The organism is Aminivibrio pyruvatiphilus (assembly GCF_004366815.1).
Classification (GTDB): domain Bacteria; phylum Synergistota; class Synergistia; order Synergistales; family Aminobacteriaceae; genus Aminivibrio; species Aminivibrio pyruvatiphilus.
The window spans coordinates 135,446-159,067 of record NZ_SORI01000002.1; the positions used below are offsets into that span (position 1 = coordinate 135,446).

Consider the following 23,622-nt stretch of genomic DNA (forward strand, 5'->3'; position numbering starts at 1 on the left):
CAGACCATGGCCGGCCTCACCGGACATCTCGCCGCCTTTTCGGCCTCCCTCGCCTGTGACCGGCTGCCTGAGGCCGTGGTTTCCCAGGCGCGGCGGTGCCTCCTTGACACCGTGGGGGCCCTCCTCGCCGGGAGCCGCCTGTCGCAGAGCGGACAGGCGGGGAGAAGGTTCGCCGGGCGGCTCGGGGAAGAGCCCCGGTCCGTCGTGGCGGGAAGCCCTCTCCGGAAATCCCCCATGACCGCGGCCTTCGTCAACGGAATGGCCGCCCACGCCCTCGAGCTGGACGACGGTTCGAAATACGCCACCTATCACCCCGGCGCTTCCATCATCCCCGCATGCCTCGCACTGGGGGAGGCGGAGGGGATTTCCGGGAAGCAGCTTGTGGAGGCCATCACGGCGGGCTACGAAGTGTCGCTCCGCATAGGGACCGCCATCAACCCGGGCCATTACCTCAGGGGATTCCACCCCACCGGCACCATCGCCTCCTTCGGCACGACGGCGTCCGCGGCGAAAATCCTCGGTCTCTCACCGGAGCTGACGGTCCAGGCCATGGGAATCGCCGGGAGCCTTGCGTCGGGGATCAACCAGTACGAGATCGACGGGTCCATATCAAAGCATGTCCATCCCGGCAACGCCGCCAGAAACGGCATCCTCGCGGCCATGCTCGCCCGGGACGGCATGACGGGTCCCGCGGAGATCCTCGAGGGAAAGCTCGGATTCTTCCACTGCTTCGCCGACAGCGCAGACACGGCCCTCGTGGACAGGGATCTCGGAGAGGACTGGCATTTCCTGCGCATCTACTTCAAGCCCTACTGCTCCTGCAGGTATGTGCACTACGCCATCGAAGCCACCCAGAAGGACCTGGAGCAGCGCCCCTTCCCCCCGGAGGAGATCGCGTCCATCGTGGTGCGCACCCACCGCAACGCGAAACAGGGCTCGGACATTCCGGACTACCGCTCGCCCCTCCACGCCCGTCTCAGCATCCAGTACGGCATCGCGTCCATCCTGGTCAGGGGGAAGGCGGGCATAGGGGAGTACGAGGAGGAGGCCATCGCCGACCCGGAAGTGAGAAGGGTCTCGGACCTCGTGCGGATCGAGGTGGACGAAGAGATCCAGAAGCTCTACCCGAACCCCCGCTCCATGATCGTGGAGATCAGGGACACAAAAGGGAACACGGCGTCCACAAGGATCGACCATGCGAAGGGGGACGCGGAAAACCCCATGTCCGACGGGGAGCTTTTCGAAAAATTCCGGGACGTCACGGGAGAAGTGATCCCTCCCGAAAGGGCGGAAGAGATCATGGCGGCGGCCATGGCAATCCATACCCGTGGGGAGATCGCCTCCTTCACGGAAATGCTCCACATTTGAGAAGGGGGAACGGACCATGATGGACACCATCAACGAAAGGCTTTCCAGGTTTTCCTCGGAGCTCCGGTACGAGGACATTCCTTTCGAGGTGCTCGATCACCTCAAAAGGGTGATGCTCGACTGCTACGGCTGCGGCCTTTTCGGCTCCACCACTCCGTGGATGAAGATCTACCGGGACGTCCTCGAGAACATGAGCGACCGGCAGGAGGCGTCCCTCTGGGGCACGGACAGGAAGACGTCCGTGGTCAACGCCATGATGATCAACGGCTCCGCCATCAATTCCTTCGAACTGGACGACACCCACACGGACGGCATCATCCACGTCTCCACCGGCGTGCTGGGCTGCGTCACCGCCTTCGCCGAGATGCTCGGGACCATGAGCGGCAGGGATTTCCTCACCGCGGCGACGCTGGCCTACGAAGTCTCCTGCCGGGTGGCGGCGCCGGTGGGTATGGAGATCGCCCACCAGGGCTGGAACAATACGGGAACCTGCTGTCCCTTCGGCTCCGCCGCAGGGGTGGGCAACATGCTCGGCCTGACGCCGGAGCAGATGGGGCACGCCATGGGCATCGCCGGGAACTGGGCCGGCGGGCTCCAGGCAGTCCAGTTCGCCTCCATGGCCAAGCGGATCGTGCCGTCCAAGTCCTCCGAAGGGGCCATCATCGGCGCCCTCCTGGCGCAGAAAGGCTTCACCGGCATAGAGGACGTCTTCGAGAACAAGTTCGGCGGCTTCTACAACTGCTTCACCGACGACGTGTACGATACGGAGCGGACCAGCGGCGAACTGGGCACCCGGTGGGAGCTGATGGGCATCGGCCTCAAGTTCTATTCCACCTGCCGCAGCAAGCACACCACCATCGGGGCGCTCCGGAAGTTCCGGGAGGACCACCCGGAGATCAAGCCCGACGACATCGCGAAGGTCGTGGCCCACACCACGTCCATCACCCACAAGTACTCCGTGGACGCCGACGCCATAACCAGCGTGGTGGCGGCCCAGCTCAGCCACCCCTACGTCTGCGCCGTCACCCTTCTCGAGGGGAACGCCTTCATCGACCAGTTCACCGAGGAAAAGATCCGGGACCCGAAGATCCTGGAGTTCGCGAAGAAAGTGGAAGTGGTCCACGACGAGGAGATAGAGAAACTGCCCAGGCACCTGCGCTACACCGTAAAGGTGGACGTTCACCTGAACAACGGGCAGGTCTTCAATCTCCAGGAAACCTTTCCCAAGGGACACCCGAAGAATCCCTTCTCTTCCGACGAACTGCTCTGGAAATTCCGCACCCTCGCAGGAAAGGCCATCGGCGACGGGCAGCAGGTGGAACGGATCATCGAATCGGTGCTCCATCTTGAAGACCTGGGCAACGTAAGGGAACTCACGGAACTCCTTTCCGTGAAGGGCTGAGGTGAAGGGCAATAACCCCTGGTACCCCTTCCGCCCGTGATGCTTGACATCCTGAGGAAAGGCGGGCTGGCGGAGTATCTGGGAAAAAACGGGACATTCATTCTTCCCCGGTGAATCCGGAGGAGCGGAAGGAAGGGGCGTGGTCGCCGATCAGGAAAAAGAGTACCCCTGCGCAGAGTTTTCTCAGGTGTTTTCGAGAAAAAGACAGACAGGAGGGATTCTGCAATGAAATTCCGAAAAGGATTTGTTCCCGGACTGGTCGCAGCCTTCGCGGCGGTACTGCTGTTCGCCGCCGGGGCAGGCGCGGAGATCCATCTGAACATGGGAAGCACTTCGTCCACCTCGGGAGTGTATGCCTGGTGCGTGGCCGCTGCCAACGTGATCAACAAGGCCGACAACGGCATTCAGGTCACGGTGGTGGAGAGCGGGGCCGGCATGGACAACCTGAGGAAGATCAGCGCCGGGGTGTTCGACTTCGCCCTGGCCATCGACCTGCCGGGCTCGCTGCAGCTCTACAAGGGAATCGAGGGCTTCGAGGGCAAGCAGTTCAAGGATGTCCGATGGCTCTTCCTGAGAAACATCTTCGCCGACAGGCTGTACGTCCGCAGGGATTCCGGGGTGACGACCTTCGGCGACCTGAAGGGCAAGAGGTTCTGCCCGGGCATTCCCGGGTCGGCGTCCGCCGCCTACGTGATGCAGTACGACAAGATCCTGGGGACCAACATCCAGCTTGTCCCGTCAGCCCTGGGAGACGCCATAACCGCCCTGAAAGAGAACCGGATCGTGGGGCTTCAGAAATCGAGCGGACTCAACAATATCGACGCATCCCTCATCGAAGTCAACCTCACCACTCCCCTGACGGTAGTCGGGTATTCCGAAGAGGACGTGAAGAAGATCCAGGAGAAGATACCCTACATGACCTTCCTGAAGCGTGAAAAGGGCAGCATCAAGGAATTCCCTGACGTGGGGCCCATCTGGGAGGAATGCCCCATCGCCGGTGCTGTGGCCACCGCCGCCATGCCCGAGGAAGTGGGCTACCAGATCGTAAAGGCTTACGTGGAGGGCTTTGACGAAATTGCCGCCGCCTACGGTCCCGTGAAGGGCTTCGACCCCGTGGGTGACTACTTCAGGAATGCCGGGGAAGACGTGGTGCCGGCCCATGCGGGGCTCATCCGCTACGCGAAGGAAAAGGGACTAGAGGTTCCGGAGCGGTTCATTCCTCCGGAGTACAAAAAATAGCGCCGCCTGCACCTTATCCCGCCGGGCCGCGTGTTCTCCCCGCGGCCCGGCCCCCCGCAGGAGGGATGCACCGTGAGCCTTTTTTCAATCGGTCGGATCAAGACAAAGGTCATCTTCACCCTCGGCTTCTTTCTCGCCGTTTTCCAGCTCCTTGCCCCCATATACCTCACAGGTCTCCTGGACATCCAGTTCAGGGCGATCCACGTCGCTTTCGGCCTGTCCATCGGCTTTCTCTACTTTCCCTTCCGCTCCAGGGGAGAGGATGAACCTCCCGAAGAGGGCATTTCCCTTTTTGACCTCCTCCTGATCACAGTCCTCCTCGCCGCAAACCTCAACGCTTTTCTCAAAGCGCTTGACATCTACATGGGCACCACCGGGGCAACAAACTTCGACCTGGTTCTCGGAGGAGCCCTGGTGCTCCTCGTCCTCGAGGCCGCCCGGAGGTCCGTGGGACCGGCCATCCCCCTCATGGTCGTTCTCCTGCTGGGCTACATCTTTGCCGGCGAGTCCTTCCCCGGTATGTGGAAACTGAAGGGGATCGGCCTCGATTTCGTCCTCGGCTCCCTCTACTACTCCCCCCTCGGAATCTACGGCAGCGTCACGGGCATGTCGGCCACGTTCATCTCCATGTTCATCATCTTCGGCTCCCTTCTCTCCGCCACCGGTGGAGGGAAAACCTTCATCGACATCGCCCTCGCCATAACGGGAAAATATACCGGAGGGCCCGCAAAGGCCGCAGTGGTGTCCAGCGCCCTGTTCGGAAGCATCTCGGGAAGCTCGGTGGCAAACGTCATGGTCACGGGAAGCTACACCATCCCGCTGATGAAGAGGCTCGGCTACCGGCCGGAGTTCGCCGCCGCCGTGGAGGCCATCGCCTCCTCCGGAGGAGGCATCACCCCGCCGATCATGAGCATCAGCGCCTTCATGATGGCCGAGTTTCTCGGCATCTCCTATTTCCGCATCATAGGCTACGCCCTTCTTCCCTGTCTTCTCTACTACACCGGCGTATTCAGCGGGGTCCACTTCAGGACGGTGCGCATGGGCATAGACAAACTGCCGCCCGAGGAGATCCCGAAATGGCGGGACATCCTCACCCTGGAAAGGATCGCCGGACTCATCGTGCCGACGGGGGTGCTGCTCTACCTCATCGCCGTGGGTCAGCCCCTCCAGCTCGCCGGGTTCTACGCCTGCGTCTCCGCCCTGGCCGTCTTTCTGCTTGTGGGGATACTGAAAAGAAAGATCCGGGAGACCATGAAGCTCATTCTCTCCGCCCTCTCGGAGGGAGGGCGGGATGTGGCCCAGATCGTGCCTATCCTCGTGTCGGTGAGCATGCTCGTGAACCTCATCGGCCTGACGGGCATCGCGCCGAAAATCAGCGGCGTCATTCTCCAGCTCGGCGGGACGAACCTCTATTTCTCCCTGCTCATCGCCACGGTGGTTCCCTTCCTGCTGGGCACGTCCCTGCCGGTGGTCCCCACCTACGTGCTCTCCGTATCCATCCTGGTGCCCCCCCTGCTCAAGCTGGGCATCGACCCGGTGGCCGCCCACCTCTTTTTCATCTACTGGGCAATCCTCGGGGGTGTGACGCCCCCCACGTGCACGGCGGCCGTGGCGGCGGCGGGAATCGCAAAGGCAAACTGGGTCAGGACAGGCTTTTTCGCCATGAGGCTCGGAGCGGTGGCCTTCATCCTGCCCTACTTCTTCGCCCTCAACCCGGCACTTGTAGGGAGAGCTTCCTGGATGAGCATCCTGGGCCACGGAACAACCGGGTTTATCGGGGCCATTTCCATAGCCTACGGCATGTTCAGCCACAGGGAGTGCCTGCTGAACCCCCTCCGGTGCGCCGCCTTCATCGTCGGGGGCCTGCTCCTCCTCTTCCCGGGGACGGCGCCTTCGCTCACCGGGCTCGCCGTGGTGGGAACGGCGTTCGTCATCGACAGGAAGATCCTGTCGGGCAGGACAGGAACCAGGCAGGAACACCATCGGAAGCGCTCCGGGGAGGAGGCCCCGAAATGAAGAAATCACCCATGCTCAAAAACATGATTCTCGAACGGAAGGTCCTTGAACGGCCTCGCGGGATTTGAAACGTTCAGGGAGCTGGAGAAGAAGTATCTCCCCCTTTTCCTGGAAGAAACCTGCAGATCCTTCACCCGTCAGGACATCCGCTCCGTCAGAATCCTGCAGGGAAAAGGCAGAACTACTTAACGGGGAGGCTTCCCCTGCGGAAGGGGAAGTCTCCCCCGCAGTCCGTTACTTTACGGTGAAGTCGATAGCGCCCAGGGCGCCGGCATTATAGACGTAGGAGCCCGGCTTTCCGGGGAGCATGTTTCCCAGGGCTCCCGTGAGGAGCACATCTCCCTTCTCCATGGTCCAGCCCTGTTCAATCATTGTGTTCACCAGCCAGAGGGCAGTCTCCCACTGGTCCCCGAGGGCGTCCGATCCCCTGCCCCGGTTCACTTCAGCCCCGTCGAGGGAAAGAACGGGAACGAGCTCGTTGATGTCGGGCGCGGCACCCAGGGGAACCGGCTTTCCGACGATGAACCCCTTGGACGAGATGGCGGATGCGTTGATGTCCGCTGCCTTCAGCTGCTTCATGTCGGTGAAGGCGAGGTCGGGAAGCTCTATGGCGGCTGCGAGGAACGCAACCTTGCCCTTGAGGGCGTCCACGTCCTTCAGGGACTCCTTCACCGGCTCCCCGAGAATGAAGCCGATCTCGCACTCCAGCATGAGATTTCCGAAGTCCGCCCGGTTCACTTCCACGGGGCCCGCCGCCCCGTCCAGCCCGCCTCCGGGGAAAAGCACCGCCGCGAAGGGCGTGTCGGAACCGAAACGCTTCATGGTGGCTTCCGTGGTCAGGCCCGCCTTGAAACCCGCGGGACGGTCCGCTCCGAGGCGTTTTTTCGAATAGGCCGTCTGGACCGCATAGGACTCGTCCACAGTCATGCCGGGATACTCCGCCGTCAGGACGGGAAAAGGCTTCCCCTCCATGGCCGCGGAATATACCTTCTCCGCCAGGGCCTGGATATCCGCCCCCCAGCCCATCGCCGCGAGGAGCAGCACAGCCAGGAATGCCGCACAGGTACGTCTTGCCGCCTTCATTGCCGGATCCACCTCCAGAAGATAAGAAAATTGTCTCTTCAGGGCATTGTACTCCTTTTCCGTGATTTTGTTCAGCTTTCAGCGTTTTTCCCCCGGGCGGAGTACAGGAACTTCCTCTTTTTTCAGAGTGTGCTTTTCGCCTCTCTAGAGTAGAATAGAATTGTCAGGGAGCTTTCGAATGGAGGAGAACATCGTGATTGAAGAAAAAATCATGAAAACCATCCGGAGCGTCATTACGGGACTTCCCGGCGATTTCCAGTCCGATGACGGGCTTCACTCGCTCACGTCCGTCGTTGCGGAACGAAAAGGCTTTTTTTCCCGGAGAAAGCTCACTTTCACCGCACGGTTCAGGGTGAACGAGGAAACGCGGGAAGTGGTTTACAACGAGACTCTCGTGGAACGAAAGAGCGGCCTCGGGGCAGGATCCGGGGAAGGAATATCGGGATTCGGCTTCAGGAAGTGGAAAATCTCTTCGGGACCAAGCGGCCTCGATGGGGCGCTGGAGGAGCAGTCGGAACTGTTCGGCAGAAAGTACGGCTTTACCTTCAGGTTCCAGCAGATCCGGGACGCCGTCCGGAAGCTGGCTGAAGAAGAGGGATACACCTTCAAGCACCAGCTCTGGGGGAAACTGTAGAACGACGGTGAAAATCTGATATAATAAATAGATTGAATTTACTGTTCTTTGTAAGGAGGAACCCATGTCCGGCATAGGCGCGGTCACCCCTGTGAACAGCATACAGATCGCCGCCCCCGTCGCCAGCCAACCGAGACGGGAAGGCCTTCGCCGTGCCGAGCAGGAGGTTCTTCGCCAGGAAATGGCCCTGCGGAACTCCGGCGATGTGACGTCCACGGTCTATCATTTCTCCGTGGGACCGGATGGAAAAACCTACATCACCGGCGCAACGGTGACGGTCCGCACAACCGCGGAGGAAGAGGCGGGCGGCAAAGTTCCGGATGCCGGCAAAGACCGGGGACCGGCCGGGCGGAAGGACCGTGACGAAAACACCCCCCATGAAGAAGGGAAGAAAAGTACAGCAGGAGAAGAGGCGACGGCTGCTTCACAGCTGAAAGCCATCGAACGGGACGTCATAGCCCACGAAGCGGCCCACAAGGCGGTGGGCGGCCAGTTCGCCGGTCCTGTCTCCTACAGCTATGCCACCGGGGCGGACGGCAGGCGGTACATTGTCGGGGGAGAGGTCTCCATTTCCGCACCGGAAGGCAAAACACCCGAGGAGACCATCCGGATCATGGAACAGGTGAAACGGGCGGCCCTTGCCCCGGGTTCACCTTCCCCCCAGGACCTCCGGGTGGCGGCGGCAGCTTCGGCGGCCCAGATGCGGGCCCGGGCGGAGATGGCGAAACAGGACGCGTCCCGCGCCTACTCCGGTACCGGAAACGGCGGTTACGGCCGGGGGGACGGAGAGCTTTCCCTGACGGCGTGACACGCCCCATTTGATGACAGCAAAAGAGGACGCCCCGGAGGACGTCCTCTTTATTTTTTCCTATTCCACGGTGAGGGACTTTTTCAGATTTCCCGCACGGCTGCACACCGCTTCCACCTCGAGCACGGCTCCCTTGGGAAGATCGCCTACATGGAAGCAGGCGGCAGCGGCCTTGCCGTCAACCTGCCAGGCCGGCTCGAGGCGGTACATGAGCTGTCCGTTGAGGGAAAGGGTGAAGAGGTTGATATAATGTCTTTTTCCGTCAGGCACCGAGTGAGGGGCATGAACCTCGAGAACTCCCCCCTCCCTGTTGTAGAGAAGTTCAAGGTCCGAGGGCGGATGGGACCAGGCGGCCCCGGCCGAAAACACCATCACCAGCGCAAAGAGCAGAAGAAATATCTTTTTCACTGTACTCACTCTCCTTCAGTCCTGAAATTTGAAATCTTCCATGGAATAGTGTAGCAGAAAAACCCTGTTTCTATATCCCGTACCCTTCGTCCTTCAGGCGAAAGGGTACCTCCGGAGATGATGGAATGAATCTGCAGCTGCTGAAACAATGGTTCAGGGAACTGGAACCCGTCGGAGCCGATCCGGAAGGAGGCGTCACCAGGCTCGCCTATACAGCCGAGGAGGACGCCATGTTCGAAAAAGTCGCGGGCTTCGCCTCGGCGCTGGGTTTTTCCGTAACTGAGGACTGCATCGGGAATATGTTCATCTCTTTTCCGGACGGAACGGACCGCCCCTGCCACATGGTGGGCTCCCACCTCGACTCGGTTCCCCGGGGCGGACGGTATGACGGGGTCGTCGGGGTCCTCGCCGGACTGCTTGTCATGGAAAAAATTCTGAGGCTCGGCCTCTCCATTCCCGTGAAAACAGCCGCTTTCCGGGCGGAGGAATCGAGCCTGTACGGCCTGGCGACAGCGGGGAGCGGAACAGCCGCCGGGAGCATTGACGCCGTCCGGCTCAGGAACGCGAAATCCCTTTCCGGTGACAGCCTGTACGACACCATGACCCGGAAGGGATATGCACCCGGCAGCTGCAGGCTCGAACCTGTTATCGACTTCACCGAGCTCCACATTGAACAGGGCCGGGTGCTCTGGGAGGCGAAGGAACCTCTAGGCGTCGTAACCGCCATCGCGGCACCGACGAGACTGAAGGTGACGATCCACGGCCGCCAGGACCATTCCGGGGCCACTCCCATGGACCTGAGGAAGGACGGCCTCTGCGCCGCAGCGGAGATCATCCTCGGGACAGAACAGGCGGGAAATGCGGAAGCCGCCCACGCCACGGTGGCCACTGTGGGTGTTGCCCATGTCCGCCCGAACGCCCTGAACGTGGTTCCGGGACTGGTGGAACTGCGGATCGACATCCGGGGAATCCTGAAGGAAAGTATCTCCCGGACTGTCGGTGCCGTCAGGAATACAATCCGGGAAACAGAACTGCAGCGGGGCATCCTGTGCGAGGTGGAAACTCTCTCCTCCATGGACCCCGTCACCCTGGCTCCTTCAGTAATCGATTCCCTCGCCGGGGCTGCGGAAAAGACCGGAGTCCCCTTCCGCAGGATGGCAAGCGGAGCGGGACACGACGCCATGAAGGTTGCCGCCGTCGCGCCCGCAGGCATGCTCTTTATCCCCTGCAGGGAAGGAATAAGCCACAATCCCGGGGAGGAAGCCTCCCTGGAGGATGTGGCCCTTGGAGCGGAGATTCTCCTCGAGGCTCTGAAAATCCGAAGGCACATGGGCGTTTAGAAAGAGAGCCTCTTTTTATTCTACAACGAAATAGGTCTGAATATAGAGAATAGCAAATTGCCGTTTTTTTCGATTTTGGGTTGAATTGAGCCTGCAATTATGGTAGGTTATTTTCAGTTCAATAGTTTCGATCTTCTTTCAATTCGTTCTTCAGTTCACAGATCTTCGTTTTTCTCCTTTTCAGCTTTTGCCGCGCCATGCAGATCGAATCAGCCGTGCTCCAGGACGTAAGGAGGTGAAATGGATGAATACCATCACCATGGTTTGGCTTGGAATTATGGCCGTCATCGGCATCGTCATGATCGTAATGAAAAAGAAAATGAGCGCAAAGGACGAAGGCTGACACCGTTTTTTTCCGCCGCCCCCCGGGGCGGTTTTTTTTATCCCACCAGTTAATGCATTTTTCAAAAAACGCCGATACAGCAACAAAGGAGGGAGCGCCATGGAAAAAATGAAGACCGCGTGGGTGTCTCCCGTGCTTTCCGCAAACCCGGCCCAGGCAGGGCGGGTCGTTGGAAAGCCGGCGAAGGAACAGCCGAAACAGAACAAGAGGCACTTCAGAGAGTTTCTTCACCCTTCCGGGGGCGAAAAGCCGGAAGATGAAAGAGAAGAGCGGCTTGATACCTTCGCCTGAAAAAGACCTGCAGAGCTGAATCGCGGGGCCGCCCCTGAGGGGAGGCCCCGCTGTTCTTTGCCGGCGTCAGACACCTGCCCTGGCGAAAACCCCGTCCACCATTTCCCGGGCCTCTTCCTGGATTCGCCTGAGATGGTCTTCGTCGATGAAGCTCTCGGCATATATCTTGTACACGTCCTCGGTGCCGGAAGGGCGGGCGGCGAACCACCCGTTTTCCGCGGTCACCTTCAGACCGCCGATGGGAGCCCCGTTTCCGGGAGCCGCCGTCAGCTTGGCGAGAATGGGCTCGCCGGCCAGGATATCTCCCTCCACGGCGTCGGGGGTGAGCTTCCTGAGCAGCTTTTTCCTTTCGGGCCCGGCAGCGGCATCGATCCTCGCATAGCAGGGAACGCCGAGCCTCGCTGTGATCCTGTCATACCGTATGCCGGGGTGCTCCCCCATGACCGCCAGGATCTCCGCGGCAAGGAGCGTGAGGATAATGCCGTCCTTGTCTGTGGACCATGCCGTGCCGTCTTTCCTGAGAAAGGACGCACCGGCGCTTTCCTCGCCGCCGAAGCCCATGGAGCCGTCCAGCAGCCCTTCCACGAACCATTTGAATCCCACGGGCACCTCAACGCATTTCCGGCCCACCGACCGGGCGACCCTGTCGATGAGCGAGCTGGATACCAGGGTCTTTCCCACGGCAGCGTCCTGTTTCCACCCGGGCCTGTGGGTGAAGAGATACTCCACCGCCACTGCCAGGTAGCCGTTCGGGGCAAGAAGCCCCCGGTCTGGAACCACGATTCCGTGGCGGTCGAAGTCCGTGTCGTTGCCGAAGGCGATGTCGTACCTGTCCTTCAGTTGTACCAGGCCCGCCATGGCATAGGGGGATGAGCAGTCCATGCGGATTTTGCCGTCCCAGTCCACGGACATGAACGAAAAGGTGGGGTCCACCGCCGGGTTGACCACTTCCAGTTTCAGGCCGTACCTGGAAGCGATCACGTCCCAGTAGGCCACGCCGGAGCCGCCCATGGGATCGGCGCCGATGGAGACGCCCGACCTGGCGATGGCCTGGAGATCGAGGATGGATCCGAGATCATTTACGTAGGGAGCGACAAAATCCATCGTCCTGACTGAGTCCGACTTCAGGGCGGAAGAAAAGGAGAGCCTCCTGATTCCCTTCCCGCCCGATTTCAGGATTTCGTTGGCCCGGGCCTGGACCGCATCGGTTATCTCCGGGTCGGCGGGGCCTCCCGAAGGGGGGTTGTACTTGAAGCCCCCGTCCTCCGGGGGATTGTGGGACGGAGTGATGACCACGCCGTCGCCGAGCCCCGAGGTCCGGCCCCTGTTCCATTCCAGGATGGCGTGGGAAATCACCGGCGTGGGGGTGTATCCGCCCCCCTCCTGGACCACCGTTTCCACGCCGTTGGCGGCAAAAACCTCCACGGCGGTCCGGAAGGCCGGCTCGGAGAGGGCATGGGTGTCCTTACCCACGAAGAGGGGTCCTGTAATGCCCTTCCCTGCCCTGTACTCGGCGATGGCCTGGGAAACGGCAAGAATGTGGGCCTCGTTGAAGGATCCCTTCAGGGAAGAGCCCCTGTGCCCCGACGTGCCGAAGGAAACGAGCTGGAGAGGGTTGTCCGGGTCGGGCTGTTCCGTGTAGTAGGCCGACACCAGGCCGGGGATGGAGGCGAGCATGGTATGGGGCGGCCGATGACCCGCAAGAGGAGAGATCGTCATGACGAACCTCCTATTTCTCGAAAAATCCGTCCGGGCGGAAGGGATACTCGATGTAGCCCGCCGCCTCGGCCGCAAAATCACGGTCGAAGAGCAGGGCGAGGATCCACAGGGAGAGGTCGATCCCCGAACTGACGCCCCCCGCGGTGAGAATCCGCCCGTCCTTGACCACCTTCTTCTCCATGACCTTGACGCCAGGATAGGCGTCGAGCTCCTCGAAATAGCCGTGGTGGGTGGTGGCAGCCCTTCCCTGGAGAAGGCCCGCCTCGGCGGCAAAGAAGGCGCCGGTGCATACTGTGCCCAGGAAGCGCACCTGCTCGTACCGCTCCTTCACGAAATTGATCACCCGCTTGTCCCGAACGGCGATCCTCCGTCCCTGCCCTCCCGGAAGGATGAGCACGTCCAGCTGCGGACAGAGATCAGCTCCTCCGTCGGGCAGAAATCGGAGTCCGTTCGCTGCCTTGATGGGACCGTCCTGGAAGGCGAGAATTTTCACGTCCATGCTGCCCGGCTTCACGGCGTTCGCCGCCGAAAGCGTCTCAAAGGGGCCGACAAAATCCAGTTCCTCCACATCGGGGAAAACAAGTATTCCTGCCTGTATCACGGCATCCACCCTCTCTCTTCTGATTGTGTACTCCCGGTGTCCGTTTCACTTCCGTATAAATGTTCCTTTCTCCAGATCCCGGAAAGCCTGGTCAAGTTCCTCCTTCGTGTTCATCACGATGGGGCCGCCCCAGGCCACGGGCTCGCCCAACGGCATGCCTTCCAGGTAGAGGAACCGGATCCCGCTCCCGGCGGCCTGCACTGAAAACAAATCCCCCCGGGAGAAAAGAACGGCGTTCTTCTCCTTCACCCCTGTTCCGTTTCCGGGACCGAAGGCTCCTTCTCCCTCCACGATATACACGAACACCGTTGCCTCAGGGGGTGTTTCCACCGTCCAGCGCCCGCCTGCCCGGACGGAAACGTCGAGATACCTGGGCTGCACGTAATGGGCCTTCATGGGCCCCTCCACTGACCTGTAGGTCCCCGACAGGACCCGGACCTCCGCTGTCTCCTCCGTTATCCGGGGAATATTCTCGCTGACAAGATCATTGTACTTCGGCGGGCACATTTTATCCTTCGCGGGAAGGTTGAGCCAGAGCTGGGCACCGAGAAGGCGCTCCGACGGCTTCGGCATCTCCTGGTGGATGATCCCCGAGCCGGCGGTCATCCACTGGCAGTCGCCGTCAAGAATGCTTCCCCTGTTGCCGAGGCTGTCCCCGTGTTCTATCTCGCCGCTGATAAGGTAGGTGATCGTCTCGATGCCCCTGTGGGGATGCCAGGGAAAGCCCTTCACGTAGTCGGCGGGGTCTTTCGAGTCGAAGGCGTCCAGCATGAGGAAGGGGTCAAAGTCCTTCACGTCATGGTAGCCGAAGACGCGCACCAGGCTGACCCCTGCTCCGTCAGTCGTCCTGCGGCCGGAAACGATCTTTGCCGGAACCCGCATATTCTCCATTTTTAAAGGACACCTCCTTATCTCTTTATTACGTTATACTATTCAATGAAAGGGGATAGGTCAAGGTCAGGCCTGCCCCTATGAGGGTCCGTAGAAATACTTACTTCGTCGGGAGAAGAACTTCCAATAGTATTCCATTTTCACAGGTGATATTCTTTCTCCACTTTCGAAGAGGAGGAGATTGCCATGTTTACGTGGAAGCGGGTCCGGTATGCGGTCATGTTCGGTTTTCTGGCGTTCATCACCTGGGTGGGGTACAGGCACCAGGTTCTTGGAGGGGGCCCGGCGGGGGTCCCGACGGTGGATGCCCTCTGTCCCCTGGGCGGGCTTGAGAGCATCTACAGCTACCTGAGCTCGGGAACCTGGCTGCGCAGGGTGGCTCCCAGCGCCCTGGTGCTCTTTGCCGCCGTGGTGGGCATAACGCTGCTCTTCGGCCGGGTGTTCTGCGGGTGGATCTGCCCCCTGGGGACCATCGGCGAGATCTCCGCAGGCCTGGCCCGGAAACTGGGAATCAAAAGGAAAGAACTTCCCCCGTCTCTTGACGGCGCCCTGAAGATGCTGAAGTACGTCATTCTTGCCGTTATTCTGTATTATACCTGGAGCCTCGGGACCCTCGCCTGGCGGGACTACGACCCCTGGGCCGCCTGGATGCACCTGGCGGCCGGGTGGGATGAGATCGTCTCCACCCCCTGGGCCTTCGCCGTGCTCTTCGGCCTGGTCATCGGCGCCGGCCTCTTCATCGAGCGGTTCTGGTGCCGCTATCTCTGCCCCCTCGGCGCAGCCCTGGCCATCTTCCAGAAACTGAGCTTCACGAAGGTGGTCCGGAACAGGGAAACCTGCATCACCTGCGGCAAGTGCGACCGATCCTGCCCCATGGGGCTCGCCCCGATGTCGGCCGAAAAGGTCACCGATGCGGACTGCATCGCCTGCGGCCGATGCACCGAGAGCTGCCCCGTGGAGAAAACCCTGGTCTTTTCCTTCGGCGGCCGGAAGGTGCTTTCCGCCCTGGCGGTGGGCCTCATGGGAGTGCTGCTTTTCTTCGGCGCCTACGGCACGGCAAAGCTCACGGGATACTGGCAGACCTACGCCTCCACGTCAGTGGAAGCCCTGAAGGACCCTGTGGACGGAGTCTTCGGCTGGATGAGCATCGACCAGGTGGCACAGCAGGTAAAGCTCTCCCCTGGAAAGGTGCTGGAAATCGCGAAGCTTCCTCCCGACACCCCCCGGGACGTGTCCGTCAAGAAGATTGACGGCGTAAACGACGAAGTGCTGAAGGAGGACCTGAAGGCCTATTTCGCAGCGAACCCGGCGGCGGCTCCCGCACCCATGAAGGAGGTTCCGGCGAACCCCGACGAACTGAAGGGGAGTTTCACCCTCGATGAAGCGGCTGCAGGGTACGGCCTGGACGGCGCCGAGATTCTGAAGGAGGCGGGCTGGCCCGCCGATACCCCCCGGAACATCTCTCTCAAGGAGGCGGGAACGCCCCTTGGCCGGGAACCCTCGGACATCCGGACGGCAGTGAAGGAACTGCTGAAGAGGAAACAGTAGAATGTTGAAGGGGGCTCCGGAAGGAGCCCCCTTTTCGTCCTGTGTCAGTATCCTCTTTTTTCCAGGTGGTCCAGCAGCGCTTCCGCCAGGGCCACCCTTGAAGCGGAGTAGCCGTGGTCGTCCTCCATCATGACGCCGCGGACGGAGGCTCTGCCGTCCTTACGGAGTGCGTCCAGCAGGGACGTGTGGTGTACGTCGGGGGGAGTGATGGCATCCCTCGAGGCGCCGACAAGGAGGAGGTTTCGTCCTGCAAAGGCAGGCACAGAATTGAGAAGATCGAAGTCCTCCCTCCGGTCCATTAACTCCTCCCACAGGGCATCGCCGCTGGTTCCGGCCAGGGGCGGAGCACACTCATCCAGGAGGCCCCGCAGCTTCTGCCCGAGCGACTTGTCGGCGGCGGCCCGTTTTCCGTCAAGCCCCACGTTCCAGCCTGAGAGGAAAAGAATGTCTTTCACGAAGGTGCATTCCTCCGCCGCCTTGACTGCGGCGAAGCCCCCCATGCTGTGTCCTGCCGCGACGATGCGGTCGCCGTCCACGGCATAGGTCTCCCGCGCCTCCGGACTGCGGAGAAAGCGGAGGACGTTCCGGCTGTCCTCGATAACGTGGGAGAAGGAGAAGTCCCCCTGGCTCCCCCACGCTCCCCGGTAGGAGAATACTATCGTGTTGAATCCCGCCCTGCGGAAGATCTGGGCGAGATCACCGTTCTTTTCCGTACCCGGGAAACCGTGGAAAATCACCATGGTGGGATGGGGGCCTTTTCCGGCGGGGTGGTACATGACGCCGTACAGGTCACATCCCTCCGACCGGAGCGTCAGGGCTCTCCCTGAAGGGGGGAAGCAGCGGTCCGCCGCCGGGGGATCCGAAAAAATGCAGTTCCGGAACATGGCGGGCCTACAGGTCGAACACCGCCACAACGGGCGTGTGGTCCGAGGGTTTCTCCCAGCTTCTGGGCTCCCTGTCGATGTAACAGTCCACGGCGAGCTTTTCGAGGGCCGGCGTGACGAGGATGTGGTCGATTCTCCAGCCGATGTTTTTCTCCAGGGAATTCTTCACCCGGTAGTCGAAGAAGGAGAACTCTCCGGGGTCCGGCCTGTACCTGCGGAACAGGTCGGTGAAGCCCCAGGCCTTGACGTCCTCGAAATGCTCCTGGATGTCCGGGGCGAAGCAGGGATGGTCCCGCTTCTTCTCGGGGCTGGTCACGTCGATATCCGTGGGGGCCACGTTCATGTCCCCTACCCAGACGATCTTCTCGGACACGAGGTACTCCCTATCGAAAAGGGCCTTCATGCGGTCGAGGAAACGGTGCTTGTACCGGTAATCCGGGTGGTCGATAGCCTTTCCCTGGGGGATGTAGGTGTTCACCATGCAGAAGTCCCCGATCCGGGCCCGCAGAAGGCGGGTTTCCCCCTCGGGTTCCTCGCCGTCGCCGAAACCGACGACAAAGCCGTCAAGGGGGGCCTTCGTGAGGATAGCCACGCCGTTGTAGGATTTTTCCCCCCTGAACAGGCAGCGGAACCCCATAGCCTTGAAGTCGGCCTCGGGGAAGTCGTCGTTCACCACCTTGGTCTCCTGGAGGCACAGGGCATCCACGGGATGATCCGAAAGCCACTTCTGCAGAATGGGCATCCGGCTGCGGACAGAGTTTACATTGAACGTTGCAATGGTGAAGCGAGCCATGGCAGTCTCCCTCTCATTCCATATAGTCTTCGCGGCGGATCAGTCCGCCGAATTTCTCCCCTTTGAAAAAAGCGGCTGCATTCGCGGCAGCTGCGCGGGCTGCCATTTCCATGTCCCTCTCGCACCGGTTCGAGTTGTGGGGGGAACCGGCCACATTGGGAAGCTCGAGGAACGGGAAGTCAAGGGCAAAATCGCCTCCTCCCCAGGTGGGTTCCTTCCACCATACATCCAGTCCGACCTGGAAATCGGGGTTTTCCTTCAGGTGAAGGTAGAGATCCTCCTCCGCCACCAGGGGAGCCCGGGCCACGTTGAGCAGAATGGCGTTCTTTTTCATGAGAGAGAGCTCCTTCTTCCCGATGACGCCCCGAGTGTGCCTGTTGAGCGGCAGGGAGATAAGAAGCACGTCCGTATCAGGGAGGACCGTTTCAAGGTCCTTCAGGGTTCCCATGAAGTCCACGTCCCCATCGGTCTTTCCGCTGGTGTTCAGTGCCCGGATCTTCATGCCGAATCCCCGGGCAAGGTCGGCGGTCATGCGGCCGATGCCGCCGTAGCCCGCCACGGTGAGTATTTTTCCCCGAAGGCTCATGGGAGAATAGCCGTGACGGTTGAAAACCCCCTTCATGAGGTCGTTATGAAGGGGAATGATCCTTCGCGTCAGCGCAAGCAGAAGGGCCATGGTGTGCTCGGCGATCTGGGGGGCCCATCCCCCGGCGTTGCAGGCGAGAACCGGTTTTTGGGGCATTTTGTCGAAGGGAAGGTAGTCGAGGCCCGTGGAAATGGCCTGGAAGAGTTCCAGGTTTTTCAGAAGAGGGTATTCCTCCTCCCGGACTTCCCTGTTGAAGAAGAAGGACAGAAGCCCGTGTGCGGAGGAAAGCATGTCCGCTCTTTTTTCCGGAACCGCATCGTCCAGGTAGAATATGTCGGCGTACCCGGCAACCCCCTCCTCCACGGCAGTCCGTACGGACGCGGGAGCGGAACAGGTTACCACGAGTGTTTTTTTCATGTCGGCAGTTCTCCTTTCACTGGTATTTCCCTGTATTGTATTGTACCCTATGAAACGTTCCGGACAAACAGGGAATACTTTCCCGGGAAGGAGGAGCATCATGGAATCGACCATCTACCTGGTCCGTCACGGGCGTCCTGCCCTGCCGGACTATGAAATGCGCTTTCTTGGAAGGACGGACCTGCCCCTCTCTCCTGAAGGTAAAGAGCAGGCCCTGGCCCTGAAACGGGTCTTCGAAGAGATCCGTATCGACAGGGTCTTCCACAGCGGTTTGAAGCGGGCCGCTGAGACGGCCTATATTATCGCCGGAAAGAGGGACATTCCCTTCGCCGTCGTACCCGAATTTCAGGAGATCGCCTTCGGCGAGTGGGAAGTCCGGTCCATGAAAGAGATCATGGAGTCCGACCCCGAAGCCTTCGAGGCCCGGGGGCGGGATTTCGCCCGTTTCCGCCCGCCGGGGGGAGAAAATTTCCTTGACGTCCAAAAGCGGGTCTGGCCCGCCTTCACCGGCCTTTTGGACCGGTGGGAGGGCAATCTTCTCGTCACAGCCCATGCCGGCGTCTTCAAGACGGTCATCTTCACCCTGCTGGACATCCCCTGGCAGAAGCTCTTTTCGCTGCGACAGGACTACTGCGGGGTGCACGTCCTCACCCGGTTCGACGGCCACCTGACGGTGAGGCAGCTGAACTGGATGCCCCGAATGGAAGGAACAGCCACATAAGAGCGAAGGATTCACACCAAAAGGATCTCATCCCTCCCAAAAGGCATGAGATCCTGCAAGAACAGGTTCTCAATATCCCCGAACATTGCCGTCGGAGTGGTTCCCGCCAGCGAACCACTCAAGGGCAAAGGGCAGGTACAGCCGGTCCAGTATCACCTCCGGCCAAGGCAGTCCTCCGGTGAAAGCTTCACGCCCATTGAGCAGGAACAGAAGAATCAAAACGATACTTTTTCTCATCTTCTCCCCCCTCCCTGTTTACCTCACCAGTTCATTTCCGAAAAACGGGAGACTGTATGTTTTTCCGTCTCTCTCAAGGACTATCGATCCTTTCACCTGCTCTCCCGAGAGACTGGCGCTCCACCTTCCGGCTGCGCTGCCGCCGCCCGTCCAGAAAACATTTTCCTGTGTTCCCCTGCAGGTTCCCGAGAGACGGGTGCTATCGGATGATCCTTCAAGGAAAAGTTCCATGCCCAAGGGCTTCATTCCTCCGGGCAGTGCAGGAATATACCTGAGGCTTGCGATTCCCCGGACATTTCCGTCAAACGGAGAAATAGAGAGAGACAGCTCATTGATCCTGGTTCCTTCAGGATAATTCGCCATGGAGAAATTCATCCTCCCTGCGAAGGTTCTTTCCTGTTCCCTTTCCTGTGTGACACCTCCGGTCGTGAAGGAAAGGTTCACATAGCCCAAATCGGGAGTCTGCCGGAAGATACCCGCAACCTCAGCAATGCACTGAAGTGAATCCCCTGTACGAAAATCCCAGAAGAATTCCCCTGCTCCCTGGGGCGGTACAGGACGGGGGAGCGTAACCGTCTCTCTCACAAGCCATCGTCCGTCTTTTCTGAACAACAGCCGCGCCTCGGCACCCGCAAATTCTTCCCGGGGATTTGTATTTCGGACCGTGCAGAAAACCCTGTATCCTCCTCCGGCAATCGCTTCCTCCCGCCAGGATGCCCTGAGGGATGTCATGGAAGCCCTGTAAAGGGTATACACGGCCCGGACGGCATTCTGTATCCCCTGGTCAGGATTGGCCAGAATGGCGTGTATATTCTGCCGGGTTTGTCCCGCGCAGGCCGCTGTGTATTCTGCCGCAGCGGCGGCCTGCGCCCTCCAGAAAAGGGTCCCCAATTCGGATTTCCGGTTTTTCCACAAGGGGTCGTACCCCTGGGGAGGCAGGCCTTTTTGCGCTATATGGCGAAACCGAAACCATTCCCATGCCTGGTATTCCCAGAATCCGTGGCTGCCCGTCGCGATGCCGGGAGCGGTCGCCCCGCCCCACCCATTGAAATACCACGGGTCGAACCAGTCCACTCCGTCTTCGTTTTCTGGGGGGTATTCTTTGAAAAGCATCTCCAGGGCTAAAGAAAAGTCCCCTCCTTCTCCCCATCCCGCCGGCGGGGGACTCTTCATCGAATACAGTTCCGCTGGTCCCGCCTCCCGTTCACCGACCGGCGTTCCCCCCATGAAGGACTGCCATGCATCTTCTTCCGGCATCCCTGCCACATGATAGGGGACGAACATATCGGCGAGGAAATGAGCCGCCCAGGCAGCTTCCCTGGCCTGGGGCTCACCCCTCACCCTTTTGTGCATCATCACGTTGAAAAAATCCGCAACTTTCTTGGGGGCAAGCCCTTTGCCCGTCCGCGGGTTGAAATAATGCCACGAATAGGGTGATGCTCCGTCCACGTCAGGCCCGGGACCCGATTTCCCAAGGGCTGTCACGATGACATAATCATGGTTCAGGAGTTCTGCCGCCGAAGGAAACTTCTGCACAAAAGCAGGATCGGAAGCGGCCAGTTTCATCGCTTCACTGAGAATGTACTGGTGCGTTTCAGCCACTCCCTGAATCGCTCCCCATGGTTCTCCTTTTCCCGGGAAAAGAAGAATACCGGCAAAAACCAGAAAAACAGCCTTTCTTCTGAACGGTAATACTCTCACTTCGTTAAAGCGCCTCCTTCCCCGGGGGAGGGGAATTCCCCCCCGGCCTGCAGCTAACAAACCCGCATCCCCAAAATATTCATATTTATCATACATTTCAGTATAAAAAAACGTGTTATGGGAGTCAATCACCCCGGAACCGCCTGGAACCGCCGCACAAAAAGGGAGGGCCCCGAAAGGCCCTCCCCAAGCCGGATTCTCGAGCCGGAGGCTACTTCCTCATGTAGGTGAAGCTCGGGTCGGGCCGCCCCACGAAGCATGACCGGGTGAAACCGTACTTCTTAATGATGGCGAGGGCCTGGCGGGCCTCGTCTTCCTTGTTCCCGAAACTGAACATCCAGTGATTGCCGTCCACGATCTTCCAGTCGTTGTTGATCTTCTTCACCTCGGCGGTATTGGGGTTGAAAGAAACGCAGTCCTCCCCTGCCAGGGCTCCGGCGGGCGCCGTCCCCGACCTGAGGAGATACTGGAAGGACGGACCCGGCCGCCCCACGAAGCACGACTGGTTCATGCCGTAGTGCTTGATCACCCGCAGAGCCTGCTCGGCCTCGGTCTTTTTGGTCCCGAAGCTGAACATCCAGTGGCTGCCATCGACGATCTTCCAGTCGTTGCTCACGAATTTGACCTGGGCGGTGGCGGGATTGAAGGAAATGCAGTCTTCCTTCAGCGGCTGGGCCGTTCCGGGAACGGAAGCGGTTCCGCAGAGGCTCCTGGGGTCGACGTTGATCACACCGGACATGTTGTTGTCCTCCCGAAGCTCGTCCACGAGCTTCAGAGGGTCGGCAATGGCCCGGAAGGGATGGGGCGCGGCACCGGTGATGTGCCCGGGATCATCCCTGAGGTAGTAGACCGGTATCACCACTGTCTGCTGTCCTCCCGGGGGAATGGCGTTCAGGGGCACGCCGTTTCCCCACCCGTTGCCGTGCTGGTCCATGGCCTGCACCAGGGCCTTGCCCGGAATGGCCGGCGACGCAGCGGTGCCGATGTTGGCCACCGTCACCTGGAAGGTGAAAATGACGTGGTTCGGCTCGCATTTTCCCCATTCCTTCAGCCCGAAGGAACGGATGACCAGGTCCGGTTTTTTGGGAGGTTCCGCCTGGCAGGTGACGCTGAAGTTCGCCCTGTTGGACTCCGCCTCCTGGGGATAGAGGACCTTGATGGACTGCCATCCTGAGTAGGTGGGCAGGGACGGTCCCCCCAGGGTCCAGGTGGTGCTCACGTTTTTCGAGCCGTCCCCGTCGAAGACGATGGTGGAAATGGGCGACAGGGCGCCGTCGCTCCGGAGGAACCTGTACTGGACTCTCAGCGGAGGACGGGTGTTGTTCCTCACTATTATCACCCCGTCAAACTGTATCTTTGCGGGGCATTTTCCGGAAAAACTCTCCGGGATCGCCCGGAGCCGTGCCGTGATCACCGGCTGGGCAAACGCTGCCTCCAGGCCGGACAAAAAGATCAGAACTCCCGCAAGAAGCACCGCCGCCGCAAGGGCCGTTCTGTTTCTCCTCATCGATCTCACAGCCTTTCTTCCTCCCGCCGGAGCACCCCTAACCCGCCCCGGCACAATGGGCCCCTCTCCACTCTCCCACTGCCTCCCCGGTTGAAGAAGTTCTCCTGCTCCTCTTCATCACCTTCTTTGCACGTACTTTGGTCCTCAGGGGAACGGTGAACGGCGAAGAAATCGAAAAGAAAGAACTATGATTCTATTATTTTAATATTTTTTGCAGATTTTACAATCCTGAAGACTCCATGTCTTCCGGGCCTATGGGACCATCTTTCCTGTACCAGGACGCTCTTCGGGGTACCACAAGGAAAACCGCAGTGACCGACTTTCCCTGCGGCACTGCCGGGAGGGAAGGGGAAGCTACCGGAGAGCGGCGAAAAGGCAGAGGGAAAGGATCTCCGACAGCTCGCACACCGCCCCGTAGGAATCTCCGGTGAGTCCCCCCAGGAGGGAGGCCAGCCACCAGGAAAAGAGCAGTGCAGAAAGGGGAACGAGAGGAAGGAGGAGGATGCCGGGCACGCCTCCCGCCGCCGCGGCCAGAAGGACTGCGGCGGCAGTGCCGGTGAAAAGGCAGCCGCTCGTGCAGCCTTTCCGGAACAGGTCTCCCATGCCGCCCGGGCGGGCGGAGGGAAAGAAACGCAGAGCGAAGAGGATGGCCCACCTGCCCAGGACTGGAGCGAGGAAGAGAGCCTGCAGGGCCGCCGTCCTTCCCGTCCCGGCGAGAAGGGAAATTTTCAGCACAAGGGCGGAAGCCACGGCGATTCCTCCGAAGGTGCCGAGCCGGCTGTCCTTCATGATGGCCAGCCGTGATTCCCGGCAGTATCCACCCCCGATGCCGTCGAACGTGTCGGCCAGGCCGTCCAGGTGCAGCCCCCGGGTGAGAAACGCCCAGAGGACCGCCGCGAAGGCAGCCGCCGCCGGGGGAGGCAGGAGAACGGCAAGGCCGGCGTGGCCGGCGGCAAGGAGTGCCCCCAGCAGGGCCCCGACGAGGGGGAACCACCCGGAGGACCTTCCGAGATCCTCCGGGGTGCTCTCAAGGCGGGGGCAGGGCAGGATCGTCAGAAAGCCAAGAGCACGGAAAAAATCCACTT

At 60.5% G+C, this 23,622-nt stretch carries 23 protein-coding genes; 11 read left to right on the forward strand and 12 right to left on the reverse strand.

Annotated features, from left to right (window positions below):
• Nucleotides 1-6 precede the first annotated feature (6 nt).
• From C8D99_RS02450 to C8D99_RS02465, 4 genes are all read left to right on the forward strand, one after another.
• Nucleotides 7-1,368, forward strand: coding sequence for an MmgE/PrpD family protein (locus tag C8D99_RS02450; RefSeq protein WP_133956032.1), 1,362 nt, complete (start codon nucleotides 7-9; stop codon nucleotides 1,366-1,368).
• Nucleotides 1,369-1,384: 16 nt separating this feature from the next.
• Nucleotides 1,385-2,770, forward strand: coding sequence for an MmgE/PrpD family protein (locus C8D99_RS02455; RefSeq protein WP_133956034.1), 1,386 nt, complete (start codon nucleotides 1,385-1,387; stop codon nucleotides 2,768-2,770).
• Between the two features lie 225 nt (nucleotides 2,771-2,995).
• Nucleotides 2,996-4,009: a TAXI family TRAP transporter solute-binding subunit gene (locus tag C8D99_RS02460; RefSeq protein ID WP_133956036.1), complete on the forward strand. Its 1,014-nt coding sequence runs from the start codon at nucleotides 2,996-2,998 to the stop codon at nucleotides 4,007-4,009.
• Nucleotides 4,010-4,081: 72 nt separating this feature from the next.
• Entirely contained in the window at nucleotides 4,082-6,025 is a 1,944-nt protein-coding gene (locus C8D99_RS02465; protein WP_133956038.1) for a TRAP transporter permease, read from the forward strand.
• A gap of 234 nt (nucleotides 6,026-6,259) precedes the next feature.
• Here the strand turns inward: C8D99_RS02465 and C8D99_RS02470 are convergent, their stop codons facing one another.
• A complete protein-coding gene (locus tag C8D99_RS02470; protein WP_133956040.1) occupies nucleotides 6,260-7,108 on the reverse strand; it encodes a 2-keto-4-pentenoate hydratase in 849 nt (282 codons plus the stop codon).
• A 193-nt stretch (nucleotides 7,109-7,301) separates the two neighbouring features.
• On the opposite strand from C8D99_RS02470, the gene C8D99_RS02475 reads away from it, so the two are divergent.
• Nucleotides 7,302-7,742: a ribonucleoside-triphosphate reductase gene (locus C8D99_RS02475; RefSeq protein ID WP_133956042.1), complete on the forward strand. Its 441-nt coding sequence runs from the start codon at nucleotides 7,302-7,304 to the stop codon at nucleotides 7,740-7,742.
• 64 nt (nucleotides 7,743-7,806) lie between these two features.
• Complete coding sequence (locus C8D99_RS02480) at nucleotides 7,807-8,550, forward strand: putative metalloprotease CJM1_0395 family protein (RefSeq protein ID WP_208321044.1); 744 nt, start codon at nucleotides 7,807-7,809, stop codon at nucleotides 8,548-8,550.
• A gap of 60 nt (nucleotides 8,551-8,610) precedes the next feature.
• On the opposite strand, the gene C8D99_RS02485 is transcribed toward C8D99_RS02480, so the two are convergent.
• The gene (locus tag C8D99_RS02485) at nucleotides 8,611-8,958 is read right to left on the reverse strand and encodes a hypothetical protein (protein WP_133956044.1); all 348 of its coding nucleotides are present in this window, start codon (nucleotides 8,956-8,958) and stop codon (nucleotides 8,611-8,613) included.
• A gap of 125 nt (nucleotides 8,959-9,083) precedes the next feature.
• Between C8D99_RS02485 and C8D99_RS02490 the strand changes: the two genes are divergently transcribed.
• From C8D99_RS02490 to C8D99_RS02500, 3 genes are all read left to right on the forward strand, one after another.
• On the forward strand, nucleotides 9,084-10,298 hold the full coding sequence (locus C8D99_RS02490) for a M20 family metallo-hydrolase (protein WP_133956046.1): 1,215 nt from the start codon (nucleotides 9,084-9,086) through the stop codon (nucleotides 10,296-10,298).
• A 244-nt stretch (nucleotides 10,299-10,542) separates the two neighbouring features.
• Nucleotides 10,543-10,641 carry an LPXTG cell wall anchor domain-containing protein gene (locus tag C8D99_RS02495; RefSeq protein WP_133956048.1) on the forward strand — a complete coding sequence of 33 codons (99 nt, stop codon included), beginning with the start codon at nucleotides 10,543-10,545 and terminating at the stop codon, nucleotides 10,639-10,641.
• A gap of 99 nt (nucleotides 10,642-10,740) precedes the next feature.
• Nucleotides 10,741-10,932: a hypothetical protein gene (locus tag C8D99_RS02500; protein ID WP_133956050.1), complete on the forward strand. Its 192-nt coding sequence runs from the start codon at nucleotides 10,741-10,743 to the stop codon at nucleotides 10,930-10,932.
• A gap of 66 nt (nucleotides 10,933-10,998) precedes the next feature.
• Here C8D99_RS02500 and pgm read toward each other — a convergent pair whose 3' ends face one another.
• Genes pgm through C8D99_RS02515 form a run of 3 tightly spaced genes read right to left on the reverse strand, consistent with a single transcriptional unit; the run spans nucleotide 10,999 to nucleotide 14,143 of the window.
• Nucleotides 10,999-12,651, reverse strand: coding sequence for a phosphoglucomutase (alpha-D-glucose-1,6-bisphosphate-dependent) (pgm, locus tag C8D99_RS02505; RefSeq protein WP_133956052.1), 1,653 nt, complete (start codon nucleotides 12,649-12,651; stop codon nucleotides 10,999-11,001).
• A 10-nt stretch (nucleotides 12,652-12,661) separates the two neighbouring features.
• Nucleotides 12,662-13,252 (reverse strand): DJ-1/PfpI family protein, encoded by a 591-nt coding sequence (locus tag C8D99_RS02510; protein ID WP_133956054.1) that lies wholly within the window; start codon nucleotides 13,250-13,252, stop codon nucleotides 12,662-12,664.
• A 45-nt stretch (nucleotides 13,253-13,297) separates the two neighbouring features.
• On the reverse strand, nucleotides 13,298-14,143 hold the full coding sequence (locus tag C8D99_RS02515; RefSeq protein WP_133956056.1) for a pirin family protein: 846 nt from the start codon (nucleotides 14,141-14,143) through the stop codon (nucleotides 13,298-13,300).
• A 186-nt stretch (nucleotides 14,144-14,329) separates the two neighbouring features.
• Here C8D99_RS02515 and C8D99_RS02520 point away from each other — a divergent pair, with 186 nt between their 5' ends.
• A complete protein-coding gene (locus tag C8D99_RS02520) occupies nucleotides 14,330-15,691 on the forward strand; it encodes a 4Fe-4S binding protein (RefSeq protein WP_133956058.1) in 1,362 nt (453 codons plus the stop codon).
• A 44-nt stretch (nucleotides 15,692-15,735) separates the two neighbouring features.
• Here the strand turns inward: C8D99_RS02520 and C8D99_RS02525 are convergent, their stop codons facing one another.
• Genes C8D99_RS02525 through C8D99_RS02535 form a run of 3 tightly spaced genes read right to left on the reverse strand, consistent with a single transcriptional unit; the run spans nucleotide 15,736 to nucleotide 18,371 of the window.
• Entirely contained in the window at nucleotides 15,736-16,575 is an 840-nt protein-coding gene (locus tag C8D99_RS02525; RefSeq protein ID WP_133956060.1) for an alpha/beta hydrolase, read from the reverse strand.
• 7 nt (nucleotides 16,576-16,582) lie between these two features.
• Nucleotides 16,583-17,368, reverse strand: coding sequence for an exodeoxyribonuclease III (gene xth, locus C8D99_RS02530; RefSeq protein ID WP_133956062.1), 786 nt, complete (start codon nucleotides 17,366-17,368; stop codon nucleotides 16,583-16,585).
• A 13-nt stretch (nucleotides 17,369-17,381) separates the two neighbouring features.
• Nucleotides 17,382-18,371 carry a 2-hydroxyacid dehydrogenase gene (locus C8D99_RS02535; protein ID WP_166669964.1) on the reverse strand — a complete coding sequence of 330 codons (990 nt, stop codon included), beginning with the start codon at nucleotides 18,369-18,371 and terminating at the stop codon, nucleotides 17,382-17,384.
• Nucleotides 18,372-18,471: 100 nt separating this feature from the next.
• Here C8D99_RS02535 and C8D99_RS02540 point away from each other — a divergent pair, with 100 nt between their 5' ends.
• A complete protein-coding gene (locus tag C8D99_RS02540) occupies nucleotides 18,472-19,092 on the forward strand; it encodes a histidine phosphatase family protein (protein ID WP_166669965.1) in 621 nt (206 codons plus the stop codon).
• A gap of 69 nt (nucleotides 19,093-19,161) precedes the next feature.
• Here the strand turns inward: C8D99_RS02540 and C8D99_RS15120 are convergent, their stop codons facing one another.
• From C8D99_RS15120 to cobS, 4 genes are all read right to left on the reverse strand, one after another.
• A complete protein-coding gene (locus tag C8D99_RS15120) occupies nucleotides 19,162-19,329 on the reverse strand; it encodes a hypothetical protein (protein ID WP_166669966.1) in 168 nt (55 codons plus the stop codon).
• 18 nt (nucleotides 19,330-19,347) lie between these two features.
• Complete coding sequence (locus C8D99_RS02545) at nucleotides 19,348-20,931, reverse strand: phospholipase C/P1 nuclease family protein (RefSeq protein ID WP_133956069.1); 1,584 nt, start codon at nucleotides 20,929-20,931, stop codon at nucleotides 19,348-19,350.
• A gap of 310 nt (nucleotides 20,932-21,241) precedes the next feature.
• Entirely contained in the window at nucleotides 21,242-22,546 is a 1,305-nt protein-coding gene (locus C8D99_RS15360) for a CARDB domain-containing protein (RefSeq protein ID WP_208321045.1), read from the reverse strand.
• A gap of 345 nt (nucleotides 22,547-22,891) precedes the next feature.
• The gene (gene cobS, locus C8D99_RS02560) at nucleotides 22,892-23,620 is read right to left on the reverse strand and encodes an adenosylcobinamide-GDP ribazoletransferase (protein WP_133956071.1); all 729 of its coding nucleotides are present in this window, start codon (nucleotides 23,618-23,620) and stop codon (nucleotides 22,892-22,894) included.
• Nucleotides 23,621-23,622: the final 2 nt, after the last annotated feature.

Bases quoted from the DNA above. Each gene is read 5' to 3' on its own strand.
- C8D99_RS02450 (WP_133956032.1), top strand. From the start codon at position 7: ATGGCCGGCCTCACCGGACATCTCGCCGCCTTTTCGGCCTCCCTCGCC.
- C8D99_RS02455 (WP_133956034.1), top strand. From the start codon at position 1,385: ATGATGGACACCATCAACGAAAGGCTTTCCAGGTTTTCCTCGGAGCTC.
- C8D99_RS02460 (WP_133956036.1), top strand. From the start codon at position 2,996: ATGAAATTCCGAAAAGGATTTGTTCCCGGACTGGTCGCAGCCTTCGCG.
- C8D99_RS02470 (WP_133956040.1), bottom strand. From the start codon at position 7,108: ATGAAGGCGGCAAGACGTACCTGTGCGGCATTCCTGGCTGTGCTGCTC.
- C8D99_RS02480 (WP_208321044.1), top strand. From the start codon at position 7,807: ATGTCCGGCATAGGCGCGGTCACCCCTGTGAACAGCATACAGATCGCC.
- C8D99_RS02490 (WP_133956046.1), top strand. From the start codon at position 9,084: ATGAATCTGCAGCTGCTGAAACAATGGTTCAGGGAACTGGAACCCGTC.
- C8D99_RS02495 (WP_133956048.1), top strand. From the start codon at position 10,543: ATGAATACCATCACCATGGTTTGGCTTGGAATTATGGCCGTCATCGGC.
- C8D99_RS02500 (WP_133956050.1), top strand. From the start codon at position 10,741: ATGGAAAAAATGAAGACCGCGTGGGTGTCTCCCGTGCTTTCCGCAAAC.
- pgm (WP_133956052.1), bottom strand. From the start codon at position 12,651: ATGACGATCTCTCCTCTTGCGGGTCATCGGCCGCCCCATACCATGCTC.
- C8D99_RS02515 (WP_133956056.1), bottom strand. From the start codon at position 14,143: ATGGAGAATATGCGGGTTCCGGCAAAGATCGTTTCCGGCCGCAGGACG.
- C8D99_RS02520 (WP_133956058.1), top strand. From the start codon at position 14,330: ATGTTTACGTGGAAGCGGGTCCGGTATGCGGTCATGTTCGGTTTTCTG.
- C8D99_RS02525 (WP_133956060.1), bottom strand. From the start codon at position 16,575: ATGTTCCGGAACTGCATTTTTTCGGATCCCCCGGCGGCGGACCGCTGC.
- xth (WP_133956062.1), bottom strand. From the start codon at position 17,368: ATGGCTCGCTTCACCATTGCAACGTTCAATGTAAACTCTGTCCGCAGC.
- C8D99_RS02535 (WP_166669964.1), bottom strand. From the start codon at position 18,371: ATGAAAAAAACACTCGTGGTAACCTGTTCCGCTCCCGCGTCCGTACGG.
- C8D99_RS02540 (WP_166669965.1), top strand. From the start codon at position 18,472: ATGGAATCGACCATCTACCTGGTCCGTCACGGGCGTCCTGCCCTGCCG.
- C8D99_RS15120 (WP_166669966.1), bottom strand. From the start codon at position 19,329: ATGAGAAAAAGTATCGTTTTGATTCTTCTGTTCCTGCTCAATGGGCGT.